We start from the raw sequence: 19,069 nt of genomic DNA, 5'->3' as shown, positions 1-19,069 counted from the left end.
ATTTAGATTTGAAATGAGTTTCAAACTTGAGGATATAAAAAGCATATTGCAAAATCCTTCAATTAGGGGATTTAAAGTTAGTGTGAGGAAAGCAGCAAATTTTTCTGAAAGCAATACTTTCCAATCAATTTCTAAAACAACAGTGAAGGAGGGAACTAACTTTGAAGGTATGTGGATTAAGTGTATTAAGGAAAGATCAGAATGCGACGTGGTAACAGAAAAAGGAGATCTATACATAATTAATTTTAAAGATAAAATGATAATAAAACTTGAATATATTTAGCTAAAGCTTATATGCTAATAGTTTATACTTACCATCTCCTAAGGAGTCAATTTTAACTCTTACATTATCACCTATCTCCACGTCACTTGTAAAATTACAATATACCTTAAATCCTTCCTCTAATTCCACGATACCGTATATAGAAGTATCATTCTTCCTAAATATCTTAGTCCAAGAGAAAACTTTACCTATTCCCTCACTTCTTAGAACCTCTAAATCTCTTGAACCACATTTAGGACAGCAATGCCTAACGTAGAAGAAAGTATGTGTACATTTCTTACATCTAATATATGGTAAATATCCGCTCTGTACTATCTTATCATAAGCGGAATATATTTCTTCTAGCCTCATTCCTTCTCACCTAATACTATAGATACCGAATGAGACCTATTCCACCCTCCAATTCCATTTAGGAATATAACGTCAGCTCCCTTAACTTGATGACCATCAGCCATATCGTTTAATTGAAGCAATGCTTCTTCTAAAATAACTCCACCACTCATGTAAGCCGGTTGACCAGTATTCAAACTACCTCCCCCAGTATTGATAGGAACATCACCCTTGAAAGTAGTATCGTGATTTTCAAAGAACAAGCCTCCCTTACCTTTCTCTGCTAAACCAATATCCTCAACTTGTAGCATAACAGTTATGGTAAAAGAATCGTAAAGTTCAAAAGCATCTATCTTTCCGTTCAATAATCCCTTAGAACTCTCAATAGCTGGAGTATATACTATCTCATCTAACTCTGTAGGCATAAAAGGCCAGTGAGCTTCTCCGTATCCTAAAATATCTATGTTTCTTAGGGCTGACTTACTATTTCTTTTACTTACCACAAAAACGTGAAAACCATCTATAGGGTAAACTATCTCTAGAAGATGTAAAGGATAAGATATTAGGGGAGACTTCAACACTTGTTCTATAGTTAACGGATCTCTAAACATAGCTTTACTATTTTGCATCGCGTTAAACCTTTGCCTAACAGCTATTAAGGCCCTTTGTTCATCCGTACTCTTAAAGAGATACTTATGTCTGGTAGCTACTAATGCGTAATCTGATACTGGGTTTAGATCATTGAGTCCTCTGAAAAGTCTATCAAATGGTGTTAGAGATACGTCAGGGTATGCTTTGTCTATTGCATCCACAGTAACTCCTTTACTTCTTAACTCTGAACCCTTTCCACCTACGATGCATAATATTGTTTCACCTTCTCCACTCTTAATCGTCTTATATGCCCTATATATCATACTTAAGGCAGAGGCTCCTCCATAGTCAAAGATCTGGGCAAATTTAGGTCTTATTCCAAGATATTGAGCTACTTGGTTTGTGAAAAAATGGGAATTAACATAACCATCAAAGGTACCTGGCAGATATGTGAGATAAATCCCATCTACGTAATTCTTATCCAAACCTGCAATTTCTAATGCTGAAAATACTGTATCAGCTAATAATTCAAAGGTTGATCCTTCATACTTTTTATAAAGACTACTGGCAAAACCAGCAATCATAACACTAAACCCCCGGTAACACCTATTACCTCTCCTGTTATGTAGGATGCTTCTTCAGAGGATAGGAAAGCTATTAGATTAGCAACCTCTTCTGGACTACCAACTCTACCCATTGGTATCCTTTCTATTATCTTCTGCCTAACCTTCTCTGGAACTGCCCTCGTCATTGGAGTATCAATGAAACCTGGAGTTATGGCGTTTACGGTTATGTTATATTTAGCCAACTCCCTTGCTAGAGTTTTCGTAAAGCCTAGAACGCCAGCTTTAGCTGCTGAATAATTTGCCTGTCCAATATTTCCCAACCAACTCATTGACGACATGTTTATTATTCTTCCGTAGTTTCTCTTTATCATTCCATCAACAACTTGTTTAGTCATATTGAACATACTATATAGATCAACCTTCATTACCTCATCCCACTGCTCAAAAGTCATCTTAACAAATAAAGCGTCCCTATTTATACCAGCGTTGTTTACTAAGATATCTACATAATCTACTCCTAGGATCTCTATGGCTTTCTGATAGAATTCCTTAGCTGAATTGAAATCCCCAACGTTTACATAAAGGGGAACTACTTTAGAACCAGTCTGCTGAGTAATTTCGCTTGCGACGTTTTTAAGTTCCTCCAATTTTACATCACCTAAAATTATAGTAGCTCCCAGACTCGCCATCTTGAAGGCTATAGCTCTCCCTATTCCACTAGCACCTCCAGTTATAATGGCTATCCTTCCGCTTAAATCGCAGAATTTACGCATATAAGAAAAAAGGTGAGAAAGGTATTAAAGCCTTAGACTTTACAAATAGTGAGGTAAGAAATCATTAAGATTGAGAGAAAGTCAAAAATTTACGCAAATATAATGTAGAGACAAGGTTACAATAAAACCGAAATCTCACTCTTTTAGACAAGAAGAAAGTCAGCGTAACTCACTAAACTTGAGAACTTATAAACATTTAAGGTACTATCTGCATACACAGTAATCACTCCGACTTCATCTTTGCTAATTTCTAATTTTGATATAATAAGTAACGATTTCCTGAAAATAAAGTATAGTATATAACGTTTAATTTTTACAATATAAGTAAGGATGTATTTATACTATTTACGCTTGGTGTATTTACGATTACTTAAATCTTCTTGAAGAGAATCTATGTTAGTATTTAAGGATTTGAGGCAAATTTACGTAAAGTACTATAATAAGCTAGACGCAGTTTTCCTTGAGCGACCAGGATTACTACTTACGTTTAAACATTTGTAATTAGGATTAAAGATTATTAGGAAAGTATAAGAAGAGTATACCTCACTAAAGATTATATAAAAAACGTCTTTAAATTTTAGAACAAATTATTAGGAGTTTATAAACAATTGACTTAAAATTTTCCTTAATCCATTTCTTATATGCCTATCTAAAGTTACCTTAGTTACTCCGAACATCTCAGCCAATTCTTCTAATCTGACTCTTTTAGGGTATTCGAAGAATCCTAGCCTAATTGCAGTCGCAAGTATTTCCCTTTCTGTAGGAGTTAGGGAGTTAATTATAACTAGATCATTCTTTATATCATTTACTTTAGTTTTTTCCATATCAATATTTTCTACTTTAACGTCTATTCTTTTCAGATCATGTGAGATATTTGAAAGAATCTCCTCTTCCTCTCCGAAGAAATACGCATACCATTCTTCTATTCCATTACTTATTGATAAATTCGTTATTACTGCATTGTTTTCTATCATTACCCTTGTAACTGAGTTATCAAAGTTTTTAAAATAATACAATAAGGCCACTTTGCTAGATCTTGGCCTATCTATGTTGGCTACTTTTATATTATTACCATATCTCCTACTAATTGTAGATATGAAATCTGAAAGTTCATTTTTATAATCTGAGTAAATCTCAGCTATTTCGAAAATTGAATTCTTAGTTATAAGTGGGAAGAGATATTTTACCTCAGCCTTTACTTTGAAATCAGACGTTTTATAAGTCCAACACGAATCGTGTTTAAGGTCAAGCTTGACTTTATAAACTTGCATCAAATCTTGATATGTCTACAGAGCTTAATATACTTATATTTTTATTATTGTAGTATTGTTCTGGAGAAGAAGATAGCCATATCAACTACATTAACTCGCTACTGATTTTAATGAAAAATTTCATTATTATTAAAAAGAAGGATCACTTGACCATATTAGATGAATATACCTTATCAATAAACTCCTTAATAACTTCAAGGTATTTATCCCTTTCCTCCCACATGGCCATATGGGAACTGTTCTCGAAAATAATAAGTCTGGATCCCTTAATATTTTCATGTATCAGCTGAGCTACATTAACTGTTACTTCATCATACTTCCCAACAGTTATTAGAGTAGGAACAGTTATTTTGTATAGCTGATCAGTAACGTCCCAATCCTTTATTGTTCCAACGATCGTAAACTCGTTTGGACCATTCATTATTTCATATGTCCTCCTCTTCTCTATAAATTCAAAGGTCCTTTTAACTGGTTCAGGCATTTCCTTAAGTCTTAATAAATGACGACTATAGAAGAAATTTACTGCCTCTAAATATTCCGGGTTTTTAAAATCACCCAAACTCTCATATTTCTTTATAATTGTCTTGTACTTATCTGGCAATTCCTCGATTAATCTTCTCATCTCTTTAACGGTATAGGGAACGCTCGACAGCCCACTACTTATAATAAGACCTTTCAAGAATTGCTGATACTTGAGCGCATAAGCAATTGCTAACGCTCCCCCGTAAGAGTGACCCAATAATACAATCTTCTCATTTCCGAAAATTTGCTTTCTAAGCTCTTCTAACTCCTCTACGCCATGATCTATATTGTAATCAGAAATATCTTTAGGATCATCGGACCTACCACAACCGAATTGATCGTAAAATAAGACGTTAATTCCATAATTTGACAAGTCAGCTAGAGGTATTAGGTAGTCATGAGAACCTCCAGGCCCACCATGTAGAGTGACTAAATTCCTATTACTACCTTTTACTCTATACAACTTATAGTAGATGTTTATTCCAAAGATCTTCTTATAACCTTCTTCAACATTTATAAAATGACCTTCCATAATTATAATTAGGAGTGATAAGATAATAAAAAGTCTTGACTTATAACTTTGAACTTAAAGAGTAAATGAGCAAAAGAATTGATTACCAACCTTCGTATACCGTCTTCTCCTTAAGGTAAAACTCTAGAGCCTCTTCTCCCATCTCTTTCCAAGTAGTAGCTCCAGAATTCTTAAAACCACCAAATGGTGCTTGTAATTCTAATCCAACTGTAGGTTTATTAACCTTTATAACTCCTGCCTCTACTCTGCTGATAAACTCGTTAATCGCCTTAATATCGCTTGCAACTATTCCAGCTGTGTGTCCGTAATCTACAGCATTAACTAGCCTTATGGCCTCATCTAAATCCTTAGCTTCAGTTACACTTAATACTGGACCGAATATCTCCTCCTTGAATAATCTCATATCTGGTGTGACTCCTTCGAAAATCGTAGGCTCTAGGAAATATCCCTTTCCCGGTATTGTATTTCCACCATAAACTAATTTTGCTCCGGCATTCTTTCCATATTCTATATACTCTAAGTCTTTCTTAAATTGGCTCTCATCCACAACTGGACCCATATCAACGTCTTCAGTACCCGGCCCTACTCTCCACCTTTTAACTCTTTCAATTAGTCTTTGTTTAAATTGGCCATACACATCCTTGTGAACTATTAACCTACTAGTTGCAGTACATGATTGACCTGTTAGTCCAAATCCTCCTCTTACGGCTAATTCAGCGGCTAACGCTAAATCTGCACTCTTATCCACATATAGCGCGTTTTTACCTCCTAGTTCTAGTTGAATTCTTGTCATTCTGTTTTTGTTTCCTACAAGTTTGTAAATTCTCTTACCTACCTCAGTCGATCCAGTAAATGAGACTGCGGCTATATTTTCATCACTTACTATAGTATCTCCGACCTCACTTCCTTTACCAACTACTAGATTTACAACACCCTCAGGTAATCCGGCTTTAGATAATACGTCTATCAATTTGGCTACCATTAATGGCGTTTTTGACGCTGGTTTTATTATTGCAGTGTTACCTGCTGCTAGAGCTGGGGCTAATTTCCATACTGGTATTGATAATGGGAAATTCCACGGAGTAATTAAGGCAACTACACCTAAGGGTTCCTTTACCGTGAATATTCTAGTATTAGGATCTGCTGAAGGAAGCGTTTTTCCAGATATTTTAAATGCTAACGCTCCATAAAATTTCAGCAAATTATAACTCCTAACTACTTCGAACATACTATCCTTTAGGGTCTTACCCTCCTCTAACGTCATCAATAATGCGAATTCTTGAGCTTCTTGTTCCATTAATTCTCCTGCCTTAAGTAATATTGCACCTCTCTTGGGTGCTGGGGTTTTCGACCATTCGTCAAATTTAGCTACAGCTTTGTTTATTGCCTCCTTGACGTCATCTTTTGTGTATGTTCTAATTTTAGCTAGTACGTGGTCCTTGTCAGCCGGATTAATATCAAGGTATTCTTCCCCACTCCCTTTAATCCACTTGTCAGCTAATTCTTGATAAGATTTCATATTAGCTATATCACCTTAATGGTTTTTATTTTGGTATGCTAACATGTTTACTACCAACTTTATTATATGCTAAATGCATTTTTATCATGATGAAATTATTTAGAGTTGTAAAAAGAGGGTATTATATAAGTTACGCAATATTAGATAATAATACAATAATAAGGTTAGATGAGGATCCGATCAAGGCTCTAATGAGATATGCTGAAAATAAGGAGATATTGGGAGATAAGGTTACTGGAATAGATTATCAGTCGTTGCTAAAGAACTTCCAAGTTAACGATATTAGAATAACTAAACCAATTGAGCCTCCTGAAGTTTGGGGATCTGGAATATCGTACGAAATGGCTAGGGAGAGATACTCCGAAGAGAACGTAGCCAAAATATTAGGTAAGACAATATATGAAACAGTGTATGATGCTATTAGACCAGAAATATTCTTTAAGGCTACTCCAAATAGATGCGTAGGACATGGCGAGGCCATAGCAGTAAGGAGCGATTCTGAGTGGACACTACCCGAACCTGAATTGGCCGTAGTACTTAACTCCAACGGTACAATTTTAGGGTACACCATAATGGATGACGTTTCTGCTAGAGATTTAGAGGCTGAAAATCCCTTATACTTACCGCAATCTAAAATATATGCAGGTTGTTGTGCCTTTGGGCCAGTGATAGTTACCCCAGATGAGATTAAGAATCCATATAGCCTTGATATCACCTTGAAAATTATGAGAGGAGGTAAAGTATTTTTTGAAGGTTCAGTAAATACAAGCAAAATGAGGAGGAAAATTGAGGAGCAAATCCAATATTTAATTAGGGATAACCCTATACCAGATGGGACAATTCTAACTACAGGGACAGCAATCGTTCCGGGAAGAGATAAAGGACTTAAAGATGGAGACGTAGTTGAGATAAGTATAAGCAATATAGGAACCTTAATAACTCCAGTTATAAAGAGAGGAAAAAGATAGGTTTTTGAAAAAACATTCCTTTTATTTATTTAACTGTTTTTTCTTCTTCTAATTCCTCCACGTCTGCTAGCTTATAACTCCTAGCATCATAGCCTATAATTAGACCTATTATGCCAGTTAAGATACCGTAAACAGCTAATCCTAATGTTAGATTTACTGGATTGTAAGTTATTCCAAGTATTCCTATTAGCAAACCTATAAACGCGGCCAGCTTAACCCAGAAATATCCCCATCCAGCAGCGGTACCCCTTTCTTTTGCTCCATAGAACGCGTTTATGGATGTCATACCTTGACTTGCTGGACCTATGACATGGAAGAAGTAAAATAGGAAAGAGAACACAACGAAGTATATTAATGGTAAGTGATAAATATACGTGAGCGCGATCAACCCTACTGAAATTCCTTCACCTACTGCTCCTATTACATATTGTGATTTGGTTCCAATTCTAGGTGTTAACCATGCTGTTAAATAACCACCTATTACGCCTCCAGCATATAGAAAAGCTGAAGCCGCTATTGAGGCAAGTGGTCCTACCAATTTTAGCGCCAATAATATATAAGGTACATAAAAGCCAAATGTATAGAATATGAATGATTGCTCAAAGTTACCATTAAAGGAATAAACCAACTCTCTCCATTTACTCGCTCTAAATATACTAAATGCACTTTTGAATCCTCTAGCTGGTGCCCTTAATTGCACATCCACGTCTGGGACATCTGGCAAATCGATTCCGTAGGTCTCTTTTAATATTTTCTTAGCGGTAGCTAATTTACCCTGGTAAGCTATCCACAATACTGACTCTGGTATCCTGCTTCTCAGTAGTAATATTACTAAAGCTAAAACACCTCCAACTATCATAATGATCCTCCATAATAAGGGAGATGTTAATGAATGAACTGTAAAGAAGAATGGGACCACTATTAAACCTATGGTAACCTCGTACATGATATACCATTGTAGTTGCCACAGATTCGACCAAAATAGTCTTTGTTTTTTCTCTAAATACTCAAAAATGTATGCAAAACCTGTTGCAGTATCAGCCCCTAACGCGAAACCTAAAAGTCCTCTGAAGATCGTTAACTCAGTAATGTCAGTAGATAATCCTCCCAGAATAGCCATTCCTGTAAATAGTATCATATTAAGTATGAACATATTTCTCCTACCGATACGATCGTTCAGCCAACCGCCAACAACAGCACCTATAATCGCTCCTAACTGTACTGCACCTATTGCTAGTGAAATTAGAATAGGGGATACAGAAGGGAAAGTGTTTTTGAGGGATGCAGTACCGAATGTCATACTCGCGAAATCATAGGCATCTAGCCAGAGACTAGCTAATGCTAAAATTACTATATACCTTGCGGTTATATTTTTTGTATTCAAGACTGTGTCATATATTTTTTTGATACCCCTATCTATCTCCTCTTTGGAGTACTGTGACATACCCTCCTCAAAGTAAATTATCATTAAGGAAATATTTAAATAGATAGCTTTACTGGTAAAGATTCTTAATATACTTTATTTTTACAGAGACCTAGCATGGTTTTTATAAGGGAGTAGATCTGTTCATTAACTTCTTGTCTAATGAGATAAACTTGCTACTTAAACTTACTCAAATTTAGAGTTATCTATCATAAATAAACTTGATTAGACTTATATCTTACTATTTTTGACTATATTTTGAATGGATTGATTTAAATATATATTGTATAATTACATATTTATAGTTAATAGTAAACTTTATTAATAAGGGAAGGAAAAAAACTCTTATGGGAGGAAAGGAAATAAGTACTGGACAAATAATTAAGGTAGCTGTAGGTACTTTCCTAGGTACTACTATAGAGTGGTACGATTTCTTCTTGTACGGATATGCGGCCTCACTAATATTCCCTAAACTGTTTTTTCCACCGTCCTACTCTCCACTAACTGCTCTGCTAGTATCCCTTTCCACATACGCTGTGGGATTTGTAGCAAGACCAATAGGTGCGATGATATTTGGACATTTAGGAGATAAGTTAGGTAGGAGAACGGGACTGCTGTGGGATTTAATACTAATGGGTATAGGAACTGGGATTATAGGTTTACTACCGGGGTATTCGCAAATAGGTTTTCTGGCCTTAACGATAGCTACAATCAGTAGAATTCTGCAAGGTATTGGAGTTGGGGGTGAATGGGGAGGAGCTACTACTTGGTTAACTGAATACGCTTCTAAATCAAGATGGAGAGCATTTTGGGGAAGTTGGGTTCAACAAGGTGTTCCCATAGGCTTATTATGGGCTACAGGAATATTAGGTCTTTTCGCACTATTTCCTAGTAGTTCACCTCTAGCTTTGTCGAATTACGGATGGAGAATAGCTTTTTGGATAGGAGGCATAGCGGCGGTAATAGGTATAGTTATAAGGTTAGCATTACTGGAGAGTCCATTATTTGAAAGAGTAATAGAAAAAGGAGAGGTGTCGAAAGTACCATCCATAGAAGTTTGGAGGAAATACTGGAGTAAAATACTCTTATTAGCAGCTTCATGGGCGGCTCAAAATGCTGGCTTCTATTTATATTCGGTGTATTCAGTAACCTTTCTCTCTGGAATAGGTTTCCCAAAGACTCTCGGCCTCTTAAGTGTGACGATCTCTGCGGTGATAGGTATATTCGTAACGATATTATTTGGAATTTTAGGCGATAAGATAGGGAGAAGACTAGGAATGATGATAGCCTTTGGATTTGGTTTAGCCTTTAGTTTTCCGTATGTTCTACTGCTATTTTCAAAATCATTTCCACTAGTACTTCTATCACAAGTACTGATGGTAATAGCAATACTAGGATCTTACGCTATTATTCCAGCTTTCTTTGCTGAGAATTTCCCTACGAAATATAGGTATTCTGGAACTGGATTATCTTATCACATGGCAGCACCATTTTCTGGCGGGCTAGCACCGATAATTGTTGCCGATCTAGTAGGAGAGAACTATTTAGGGAATTGGTGGGCATTTGGTGCGGTATTCGCGGCTTACTTCACTATATCGCTAATTGCGATAGCTGTACTCAAAGAGACTAAAGGGAAGGAAATGGAGTAGAAGTTCAACATTGTAAGAATCCCTCTCTCAGTTCAATATTTTTTGATAGCCACTCCAATACAAGTTCCTTATTTTTCTTGCTTAAGTAAATGAAGTTTCTGCATAATATTTTACCTAGTTCTAATGTTAACTTACTATTTAAAGAGAGAAGTTTGAATAGATCAAAATCATTTATTCTTCTTCCAATTTGTTCTATAAATGATTGTAAATATTCTTGATGCTTAATCATCAACTCTAATACCTTATCTTTATTGTCAAAAAAGAATATTGCATTGAATGTAGTTAGAAGCCCATTAGCGAAGTTATCGTTAGATAAGGCTAAATCCAGAACCTTTTCTTGATCTTCCTTCTTTAATTCATAAACCTTACCTCTGATGAAACCAATGAAACTCCCTAAAGATTCACTTATACCTTCCCCGAACCCGCGTGCGAAATCGGGATTTCGTTGAGCCATGTTAAAAGCAAGACTTTTTAAATCCTCAGTCAAAGATGGCAGAGAATTTCCAAAATTTCTACCTAAAACTCTGGATAATTCCAAATCATTTTCACCTATCTTAATTATTATGTCCAAGAATTCATCTTCTAATAAAGACAAATCAATCGATGATAGAAAGCCTTTAGCGAATTCCTTATCCCTTTTAACTTTTTCCATAACCTTCATCTTCCAGTGATATGACAAGTTTTGAAAGCCTTTCCCTACTCCTACGCTAATACTTGGAAAATTGAGTAATTTTTCCTTTATTTTATCGTTAACTTCATAAAATCTATAACCTATTATCTCGTCAACTTCCTTAATTTTGTTCAAGAAGTTTTCAATGTTATCTACCTTGTTTAGGTTGACTGATTGCAAAAACTCATAGAGGAACATTGAATTATCCTTAAATATATCTAATATCTGCTTCCTTATCTCAAAAGGTAATTTATCGAATTGCCTTGCAATATTACTCCCCACATTTGGAATATGCTTTAATTGAGCGACGTTGACAGCTAACATCTTCATAATGTCTGGATATTTGTAAAGTTCTAGATTCGCTAATAATTCCATTGCCATAATTGGGCTCAAATTTCCTAAATATAGTACTAAATCCTTGTCTAATTCGATTCCATCCATTCCTCTCGCTATTCCTCTACATAAGCTTTGATAATATTCACAGGACTTAACGAGCACCTTTAGTGTCTCCTTATTAATTCTATTTGCAACTTTTCCTATACCCAAACCTAACTGATAGAAGTTAACGTCTCTATCTAGTCTATTCCAATTATCAGCAGTTAGTATTTGAATTAATGCCTTAGCATAATCCGTAGGAAGGTTAGAAAGTAAATCTCCTATTCTCTCCATGATAGAAAGTTCTAATTATTGGGATAAAAAATAATTCATGACTTGCATTTGTACTCTTCCAAAACTCCCTCTCTAATCGTATAACCTAATCCCGGTCTATCGGGAACGACAAGGTGGCCATTGTCAATTTCTATGCTTTCCTTGAATATTTTGTCTCTTAAGTCATTTTTCCTTAGGTGCATCTCTATCCAAGGTGAATTTAATGCCGCTGCAACATGCAAATTACCAATAAGCGATATACCTCCCGCTGAATAATGTGGAATTAACGGATATCCCATTACCTTTGCCATATTACCTATTTTCATCATTTCAGATATTCCACCCGTCCACATTACATCAGTTTGTACAATATCGACTGCTCTCTTTCTCATTATTTCGTAAAATTCCCATCTGGTATAAGCAGTTTCGTAACCAGCAATTGGAACTTCCAACTCCTCTGCAAGTCTTGCACTTAAATCAAGATAATCAGTTTGAATTGGTTCTTCAAAGAACCAGATACCCAACTTCTCTAATTTTCTTCCCATCTCTAAGGCTTCTTCAAATGTATAAACGTTGTTAGCGTCAACGGCTATTTTGACTTCTTCTCCAACTACTTCCCTAATTACCTTAAGCCTCTCGATATCTTCCTCCATACTTTTCGCACCGATTTTTACCTTAATTCCCTTAAATCCCATTTTAACGTAGTACGCTTCCTCATCCTTAAGTTTTTCAAGATCTTTCTTTTCCGAATAGTAACCGCCAGTTATGTAAGCCCTTACTTTCGTTTTACTTCCCCCAAGTAACTTATAAATTGGTTTCTTTGCCTTCTTTCCCATTATGTCCCATAGGGCGGTATCTACTCCACTAATTCCAGCTATGGCTATTCCTCTTCTTCCGAACCTTAGAGTAGCTTTATACATTTTATCCCATAAGTATTCTATGAGTTCCTCATCTTCTTTAAGAAGCAACGGTTTCAATACTTTCTCTATCATGACTTGAACTACATCAGAACAGCCATATGCTAATGACTCACCATAACCTACGTAACCATCGGAAGTCTCGATTTCAGTTACTACAATCTCCATGGGATGCTCTGCTAAACCTTTAATTGCTAAAGCATCCTTTTCATCGTTTATTCCTTCGTAACATAACTTATACGTTCTGATATTTTTTATCATAATAGTAAGAGGCCATTTTATACTTATAAACATGAATCCTAACAAGGTAAAGTTTAAGTGAAGTTAATAAGTACTTTTGCGAATTTATTTTTAATGAAGATTATAAGAGATCCAATTCATGGTTATATTGAGGTTGAGGATTTTGTATTATCAATTATTTCTACTGAAATATTTCAGAGGTTAAGATACGTTACACAAACTGGATTAGCCTACTTAGTGTATCCGGGAATGAGACATACTAGGTTTGAACATAGTTTAGGAGTAATGCACTTAGCCAAGGAACTTACCAAGTACATTAAGATAAATTCTGAACAATACACTGATTTAGATTTTGTTAATGATGAGTATTTGAAATTAGTAGGTTTAGCTGGTTTACTTCATGACATAGGACATCTACCCTTTTCTCACACTTTTGAAAACGCATTATCCTTAACTAAGGAAGTGTATGGGATTGATGTAGAATATTATGGAAAGAAAACTCATGTGATATTTGGGAATAGAGTTATAGACTATCACTTGGGTAATTATCTTGATAAACTGTCTAAGAATTATGATGTTGTGAATTTCGTACAAAGGGTGATATCGTCTACTCCAAAGACTAAAGAGGAAAGCTTAGCCTCACAAATAATTTCAAGTCCATTAGATGCAGATAGGGGAGATTACTTGCTGAGGGATTCTTATTTCGCTGGTGTGGGATACGGAAACTTCGATATCGAAAGGATTAAGAGATCATTAATTTACGTTAATGGAAAGTTAGCAGTATTGAAAAAAGCTATACCAGTTGTTGAACAATTCCTCTTGGCTAGGATGTACATGTATGAGACAATTTATTTTCATAGTGTGGTAGGATTATATAACGCTGTGTTATCTCACGCGATAGCTAAATTGATACAAAAAAATCTTATACCTAATATCATACCTGAAAATTACTTAAAGCTGAATGACGTTCTAATTATTTCTAAATTGAATGAGGCTGGGAAGGAATTCTTCGACGCAATAGTTTACAGAAAGGGCTTTAAGAGATACAAAAAGGATATAACGGGTAAATGTTATGAAACGCTAGAGAAGAAGAGAAGTGAGATAAACGAGATAATGAGAGAGAATAATGGATTAATATTATATCACGATTTCTACGATGTACCATATAGTGAAGATGAAATATTCGTTTACGATGACGATGAAATAAGACCATTGAGTAACGAATCTAAAATTGTCTCATCTTTAAGTATTATTAAAAAGGGTATAGTAGGGTATCACGAAAGCGCAGAAGATAGAATGAAAAAAATCCTTGATATTTTACGAGAATGCTCTCCTTAAGGGTCAACTCCCTCATAAGCGTTAGAGATAATCTATTCAGTTAGAATAGAAATTATATTAAGGAAAGAAAATCTTCCTTATTCTATAATAACTGGAATTCCTTCCCTTACCTTAACTTCATTTAGCTTAGAGTCTTTAACATATAATAGTGTGCCATCTGCCTTAGGAATTACTACATTATTGCTCGTTATCACAGTAAATGGTGGTAAAATGTATTCTCTTAAACCTATAACTTTGTTACTTTTCGGAAAAGTAATAACAATTTCAGTGTCAAGTTCTTTTAGCCTAACCTTAAAGTTACCTACTCCGAATTCCGCAGAAAATACCTTATAATAGTAATAATCCTCATAATTATTATATTCTTCCTCTACCTCTTCACTGTTTAGATTAAAGAAAGCAATAGCGTTATATTCTTTGACCTTACTTTTGAGCTTCAACAAAACCCTTTCCTTTAGTGGATCTTTAAACAATAAATCCTCAGTTACTAAAGCCGGCTCATCAACTCTAATAACTTCACCATTTGGAAGGACTGCCATTTTCAGCAATTCAATGTTTGTCTTTTCTGGATGTCTATCCGTAATATAAATTGGCCCTCCGCTAAAAACCCTTGCAACTAAGTGAACCTTTGCGTAAGGGTCATAAGACATAAACATGTCGCAGTCTGGATAAACTATATGAGATGTTAGTAAGGAGTTGTACGCATTGAACATAATGTGAAGTTTTGTACCATCTTTCCAGAATGGTACGTAATCAATAGAATTCCTCATCACATTACTATAAAAGTAGTTACAATAATTTTCTGGATTCATCGACATACAGTTTATAACATCCTTACCTACTGAATATTGCAAAGCAAGTTGAATGTTTCTACTAGCCAAACCTATTGGAAACCCATCATATATCGCGTGAATTATCCATTGATTATCAACCTTAACAAGATCGAAATCCTTTAAGATGTTTCCATCAAACTCCTTATAGAAATTTATTGCACTCTCAAGATCTGGAGGGGGTACATAACTATTGAGAAAATTGGTGAAATGTCCATTAACGTTGAGCGATTTCATTAATTCTTGAGACATCCCTCCCCAATGTGCATTTATAGCATGCCATAAGCCAACATATTTAACACCTAGTAACTTTAACGCTCTTACAGTATTTTTAAACCCATTTGGGAACTTCTTATTATCTGGGTTTAGACTCCTTATCGCTCTATCGTTATTTTGGTCTTGCCAACCATCATCTATTACTACCCAATTTAACCTTAGCCCCCTTTCGATTATTCCCTTTACAACTTTAATCAGATTCTCCTCATTCAGATCTTTTGTTAGAAATGCGTTCCAACTACACCATCCTAATCCATTCATCACTTTGTCAGGAAATCCCTTTTCCTTTCTCAATTTGAAAGTAAAAGTTTCTTTTGACGCAATGTTTATTGCGTTCTCAATAGCCTTGTATGGATTATCTGAAGTACCTACAGAGAGGAAATAGCTCCTCTTAATTTCATCAGTATTAAAACCAGTGTAGAGTCTAACTGAGTCTCCAAAAAGATATGCTGTAACGTAATTATTGGAAAGTGTGAATAGTGCTTGATATGAATTTCCGCTCTTAATCAACGTGAAAACAGTATACTCTGGAATATTGTTAATGACAGGATAGAGCCAGCATGGATATGTCCTTATGTACTTCTCATGATCGAGGCTTTTAGTCTCATACTTTACCTCTTTGGGAGGTTCAGTCACAGGTTCGATGTCAATTGCTAATTGATTGTAGTACGCAAAGGCCTTTCCATATATCTCAGAATAAATTTGTTGAGTAGTTAATGAGAGAATCTGATCAGTCTTCAGGTTAAGCTTAAATGTAATGGGAAATTTAGATAGTTTGACAAACGACTTTGCCTCAACGCTGTATATTTTACCGTCATTATCATACTCTTTCACATTAACCTTAACTATTGCTAAGTTTTCGCAATTTCCGTTACTATCACACTGATGTCTATTTCCATTCTCGTCTTCTATCCAAATCATCATAATATTGATTCATCTTATGTATAAAAGTACTTTACACTATAACGCTCATAACGTTGTCGAAGTTGACAAGAAATAGAAAATTATCACCACTATAATATTTCATGCGATATGATGTGCACTAAATTCAATTACAAGGAAAGATACATATACAATTTTAGATAATTTTAGTGTAGTTTAAAGCAGAAATATAGTTCGTAGTTTAATGGTTATACTCTCAAATACATTCAATTAGTCAACTTTAATCTAAAGGAATTTTTATTGTTTCAACTTCTTTAGTCTTTTCTATGTCTTCGTCAGTAGTAATAACTTTCCCTTTGACTTCCTTTGCTGTAGCTATTAGAAATGCATCAGCTAGTGATAAATAAGAATATTTACTCTTCAATAAAGCAGCATTTTCAGTTATTCTTTCATTGGGATATATTACTTTAATTGGAGAATTTCTAATGTATCTATGTCTAGCTAACGCAACATCTTTTCCCTTCTTTAAAATATAAATATATAGAAATTCAGCTAAATTTACTTCACTCATATAGATTATCGCATTGCCAGTATAAATTTCTTCAAAATACTTTTTAATTTCTTTTCTTCCGGCAAATAATAAAGATAGAGGTCCTGCATCAAGAACGTATTTCTCTCTCAACTTCTTTCCTCCTTTCCTTAACTATCTCCTTAGCAATTTCTAAAGCATCATCTCCGTCTATTCCAAAAAGGTCCAAAAGTGTCAAAGGCTTTTCTATACTTATCTTATCTCCATTAACGACTAATTCTATTATATCTCCCTCTTTTATTCCAAGCTTTTCCCTTATTTCCTTAGGAATAACTATTATTCCTTTTTTATAAACCTTCACTTTATGTCTTTCCACGGAGTAAATGTTAAATTGTAAGTATAAATGTTTAACTTAGCGCTAGTTAAAAGTTTAACTCATTCTTATCTTTTGACCCTTATAATTTATGCAATTTCGTTTAAGAGTTATTAGTGTGAGAAAGGCATCCTCACAAAGTTGAAAAGTCCTCTCTGTACACCAGTTCGACAAAGTTCGCGTTTCGCACGTTGACCTTCTTATTGGCAATGCTCCTCTATTCCCTCTTCACCTTGTTCAAGAGTAACGTGAAGAAGGAGGATTTCAGGCTTTTATCCATTCTCTCACTTACTAATAATATATTCAATATAGAGTATTTTTAGTTAAATTAGAGAAAACGCTTAGTAATACTGTAGATTTATTTTTAAGGGGGTGATCTTGGGTCTACCGTTATGGAAGAGGACTTTCCACTCTAACTCCATAAAGTTAAAAGCCAATGAAATAAAGTTTATAAATTACTCAAAAAGATATATCTTAATGTCCGATAATTACGATCTGAGATACGCTTACAGAGCACTGTTTATCCTAGCTCCAATAGCGATTGCAGTAATGTACACTGAAGCAATGCTAATACCATCTTTACCCACAATTGCGAACGACTTCAACGTAAATACGGCAACTGTAAGTTGGGTTTTAACTGCATATCTAGTTAGTGGAGTTATTTCAAATCCAATTGTAGGAAAACTAGGTGACATTTACGGGAAGAAACGTATATTAGTTTACGTAATGATAATCTACACAATTGCTGTTACATTCGATGGATTCGCACCAAACTTTACATTGTTTATAATTTTCAGAACAATTCAAGGAATTGGATTAGGAATGTTTCCACTAGCGTTTAGCCTAATAAGGGAAGAATTTCCTCCACATTTAGTCCCAAGAGCCCAAGGTATTGTAAGCGCAATGTTCGGTATAGGCTCAGCAATAAGTTTGCCAATAGCTGCAACAGTAGCTCAAGATTTAGGATGGCAATATAATTACCACTTTATAATACCGTTTGTAATATTACTAACTTATTTAACATCTAGGGAAATTAGAGAAAGCAAGTACACTAATCCAAACACTAAAATCGATTACATAGGCGCTTTAATATTAGGACTCTCTTTGGCATTAATGACAATAGCACTTTCAGAGGCTCCTACTTGGGGTTGGTTATCCCTTGACTTTTTAACAACAGTACTTATAGGAATATTCTTCTTCTTTGGATTTATATTATACGAAATTAGGGCTCCATTTCCATTAATTTCAATAAACTTGTTAAGGGAAAAGAACGTATTAGCTGCGAATATAGCCGCGTTTGTAGCAGGGTTTGGTATCTTCATGGCATATCAAGCAATAACTTATCTCCTTGAACTTCCGAATCCAGTAGGATTCAACCTAGATATTCTCACCACTGGACTACTAATGTGGCCCGTATCATTAATGCAAATGATAGGAGCCCTATTATCCTCTAGACTTATACTGAGAACTGGTACTAAATTCATAGTAGTAATTTCATCCATAATTTTATCGTTCTTCTATTTCATTTTAGGTTTACTAGCAATAGGAGGATCCTCAAATAGTCTTGCAACAATAATAATACTTTCCTCCTTAGCCACGTTAGGAGCTGCAATGCTTAACGTTGTATTAATAAACATCCTAACATTTTCAGTTGAAAGAAGAGTATTAGGAATTGCGACTGGAATGAATACGGTATTTAGACTAATCGGGGGAGCTTTTGGACCATCAATTGCTGGATCTCTATTATCAACTTACTATCAATATTTAGTATATCCAATGACGATAAATGGACAAGAAACGTTTTTACCAGTTCAACTTCCATCCGATTACGCATTCCAACTCACGTTCTTTATAGCATCAGTAGCCGGTTTAATGATGGTTATAATAGGGAGCATGACAAGGGATATAAAAATAAGAGGAACTATAGTGTCACAAGAATAAT

At 35.0% G+C, this 19,069-nt stretch carries 17 protein-coding genes; 5 read left to right on the top strand and 12 right to left on the bottom strand.

What is annotated here, in order from left to right:
- The first annotated feature begins 13 nt into the window (after positions 1–13).
- Complete coding sequence (locus GFS03_RS12150; protein ID WP_153424331.1) at positions 14–283, top strand: hypothetical protein; 270 nt, start codon at positions 14–16, stop codon at positions 281–283.
- Here the strand turns inward: GFS03_RS12150 and GFS03_RS12145 are convergent, their stop codons facing one another.
- The 6 genes from GFS03_RS12145 to aldhT all read right to left on the bottom strand — a co-directional run bounded on the left by GFS03_RS12145 (position 284) and on the right by aldhT (position 6,387).
- Positions 284–634 (bottom strand): Zn-ribbon domain-containing OB-fold protein, encoded by a 351-nt coding sequence (locus tag GFS03_RS12145; RefSeq protein ID WP_153424330.1) that lies wholly within the window; start codon positions 632–634, stop codon positions 284–286.
- Positions 631–1,788, bottom strand: a complete 1,158-nt coding sequence (locus GFS03_RS12140) for a thiolase family protein (RefSeq protein WP_153424329.1) — start codon at positions 1,786–1,788, stop codon at positions 631–633. Before GFS03_RS12140 ends, GFS03_RS12145 begins: the two co-directional genes overlap by 4 nt.
- Positions 1,785–2,543, bottom strand: coding sequence for a 3-oxoacyl-ACP reductase FabG (gene fabG, locus GFS03_RS12135; RefSeq protein WP_153424328.1), 759 nt, complete (start codon positions 2,541–2,543; stop codon positions 1,785–1,787). Before fabG ends, GFS03_RS12140 begins: the two co-directional genes overlap by 4 nt.
- Before the next feature lie 590 nt (positions 2,544–3,133).
- On the bottom strand, positions 3,134–3,814 hold the full coding sequence (locus GFS03_RS12130) for a helix-turn-helix domain-containing protein (protein ID WP_153424327.1): 681 nt from the start codon (positions 3,812–3,814) through the stop codon (positions 3,134–3,136).
- Positions 3,815–3,956: 142 nt separating this feature from the next.
- On the bottom strand, positions 3,957–4,868 hold the full coding sequence (gene pip / locus GFS03_RS12125; protein WP_153424326.1) for a proline iminopeptidase: 912 nt from the start codon (positions 4,866–4,868) through the stop codon (positions 3,957–3,959).
- Between the two features lie 82 nt (positions 4,869–4,950).
- On the bottom strand, positions 4,951–6,387 hold the full coding sequence (gene aldhT, locus GFS03_RS12120) for a 2,5-dioxopentanoate dehydrogenase (RefSeq protein WP_153424325.1): 1,437 nt from the start codon (positions 6,385–6,387) through the stop codon (positions 4,951–4,953).
- 86 nt (positions 6,388–6,473) lie between these two features.
- Here aldhT and GFS03_RS12115 point away from each other — a divergent pair, with 86 nt between their 5' ends.
- Entirely contained in the window at positions 6,474–7,355 is an 882-nt protein-coding gene (locus GFS03_RS12115) for a fumarylacetoacetate hydrolase family protein (protein WP_153424324.1), read from the top strand.
- A 25-nt stretch (positions 7,356–7,380) separates the two neighbouring features.
- Here the strand turns inward: GFS03_RS12115 and GFS03_RS12110 are convergent, their stop codons facing one another.
- A complete protein-coding gene (locus tag GFS03_RS12110) occupies positions 7,381–8,799 on the bottom strand; it encodes an MFS transporter (protein WP_153424595.1) in 1,419 nt (472 codons plus the stop codon).
- Positions 8,800–9,125: 326 nt separating this feature from the next.
- Between GFS03_RS12110 and GFS03_RS12105 the strand changes: the two genes are divergently transcribed.
- Positions 9,126–10,427 carry an MFS transporter gene (locus GFS03_RS12105; RefSeq protein ID WP_153424323.1) on the top strand — a complete coding sequence of 434 codons (1,302 nt, stop codon included), beginning with the start codon at positions 9,126–9,128 and terminating at the stop codon, positions 10,425–10,427.
- Between the two features lie 4 nt (positions 10,428–10,431).
- Here the strand turns inward: GFS03_RS12105 and GFS03_RS12100 are convergent, their stop codons facing one another.
- A complete protein-coding gene (locus GFS03_RS12100) occupies positions 10,432–11,766 on the bottom strand; it encodes a hypothetical protein (protein WP_153424322.1) in 1,335 nt (444 codons plus the stop codon).
- A gap of 35 nt (positions 11,767–11,801) precedes the next feature.
- Entirely contained in the window at positions 11,802–12,923 is a 1,122-nt protein-coding gene (gene araD / locus GFS03_RS12095) for an arabinonate dehydratase (protein WP_153424321.1), read from the bottom strand.
- Positions 12,924–13,016: 93 nt separating this feature from the next.
- Here araD and GFS03_RS12090 point away from each other — a divergent pair, with 93 nt between their 5' ends.
- Positions 13,017–14,240 carry an HD domain-containing protein gene (locus tag GFS03_RS12090; protein ID WP_153424320.1) on the top strand — a complete coding sequence of 408 codons (1,224 nt, stop codon included), beginning with the start codon at positions 13,017–13,019 and terminating at the stop codon, positions 14,238–14,240.
- Between the two features lie 77 nt (positions 14,241–14,317).
- Here the strand turns inward: GFS03_RS12090 and GFS03_RS12085 are convergent, their stop codons facing one another.
- From GFS03_RS12085 to GFS03_RS12075, 3 genes are all read right to left on the bottom strand, one after another.
- On the bottom strand, positions 14,318–16,267 hold the full coding sequence (locus GFS03_RS12085; RefSeq protein WP_153424319.1) for a Sip1-related alpha-galactosidase: 1,950 nt from the start codon (positions 16,265–16,267) through the stop codon (positions 14,318–14,320).
- Positions 16,268–16,505: 238 nt separating this feature from the next.
- Positions 16,506–16,907: a type II toxin-antitoxin system VapC family toxin gene (locus GFS03_RS12080; protein ID WP_153424318.1), complete on the bottom strand. Its 402-nt coding sequence runs from the start codon at positions 16,905–16,907 to the stop codon at positions 16,506–16,508.
- Entirely contained in the window at positions 16,885–17,130 is a 246-nt protein-coding gene (locus GFS03_RS12075; RefSeq protein WP_153424317.1) for an AbrB/MazE/SpoVT family DNA-binding domain-containing protein, read from the bottom strand. The genes GFS03_RS12080 and GFS03_RS12075 overlap by 23 nt, the downstream gene beginning before the upstream one ends.
- A 474-nt stretch (positions 17,131–17,604) precedes the next feature.
- Between GFS03_RS12075 and GFS03_RS12070 the strand changes: the two genes are divergently transcribed.
- The gene (locus GFS03_RS12070; protein ID WP_153424316.1) at positions 17,605–19,068 is read left to right on the top strand and encodes an MFS transporter; all 1,464 of its coding nucleotides are present in this window, start codon (positions 17,605–17,607) and stop codon (positions 19,066–19,068) included.
- Position 19,069 lies beyond the last annotated feature (1 nt).

Origin of the sequence: Sulfolobus sp. E5-1-F (genome assembly GCF_009601705.1) — an archaeon.
Classification (GTDB): domain Archaea; phylum Thermoproteota; class Thermoprotei_A; order Sulfolobales; family Sulfolobaceae; genus Saccharolobus.
This window is presented reverse-complemented; position numbering and strand designations above follow the sequence as displayed.

Excerpts from the sequence above, each read along its gene's own strand:
- GFS03_RS12070 (WP_153424316.1), top strand. The coding sequence starts at position 17,605 with ATGTCCGATAATTACGATCTGAGATACGCTTACAGAGCACTGTTTATC.
- GFS03_RS12110 (WP_153424595.1), bottom strand. The coding sequence starts at position 8,799 with ATGTCACAGTACTCCAAAGAGGAGATAGATAGGGGTATCAAAAAAATA.
- aldhT (WP_153424325.1), bottom strand. The coding sequence starts at position 6,387 with ATGAAATCTTATCAAGAATTAGCTGACAAGTGGATTAAAGGGAGTGGG.
- araD (WP_153424321.1), bottom strand. The coding sequence starts at position 12,923 with ATGATAAAAAATATCAGAACGTATAAGTTATGTTACGAAGGAATAAAC.
- GFS03_RS12115 (WP_153424324.1), top strand. The coding sequence starts at position 6,474 with ATGATGAAATTATTTAGAGTTGTAAAAAGAGGGTATTATATAAGTTAC.
- GFS03_RS12150 (WP_153424331.1), top strand. The coding sequence starts at position 14 with ATGAGTTTCAAACTTGAGGATATAAAAAGCATATTGCAAAATCCTTCA.
- GFS03_RS12130 (WP_153424327.1), bottom strand. The coding sequence starts at position 3,814 with ATGCAAGTTTATAAAGTCAAGCTTGACCTTAAACACGATTCGTGTTGG.
- GFS03_RS12085 (WP_153424319.1), bottom strand. The coding sequence starts at position 16,267 with ATGATGATTTGGATAGAAGACGAGAATGGAAATAGACATCAGTGTGAT.
- fabG (WP_153424328.1), bottom strand. The coding sequence starts at position 2,543 with ATGCGTAAATTCTGCGATTTAAGCGGAAGGATAGCCATTATAACTGGA.
- GFS03_RS12105 (WP_153424323.1), top strand. The coding sequence starts at position 9,126 with ATGGGAGGAAAGGAAATAAGTACTGGACAAATAATTAAGGTAGCTGTA.
- GFS03_RS12140 (WP_153424329.1), bottom strand. The coding sequence starts at position 1,788 with ATGATTGCTGGTTTTGCCAGTAGTCTTTATAAAAAGTATGAAGGATCA.
- GFS03_RS12090 (WP_153424320.1), top strand. The coding sequence starts at position 13,017 with ATGAAGATTATAAGAGATCCAATTCATGGTTATATTGAGGTTGAGGAT.
- GFS03_RS12100 (WP_153424322.1), bottom strand. The coding sequence starts at position 11,766 with ATGGAGAGAATAGGAGATTTACTTTCTAACCTTCCTACGGATTATGCT.
- GFS03_RS12145 (WP_153424330.1), bottom strand. The coding sequence starts at position 634 with ATGAGGCTAGAAGAAATATATTCCGCTTATGATAAGATAGTACAGAGC.
- pip (WP_153424326.1), bottom strand. The coding sequence starts at position 4,868 with ATGGAAGGTCATTTTATAAATGTTGAAGAAGGTTATAAGAAGATCTTT.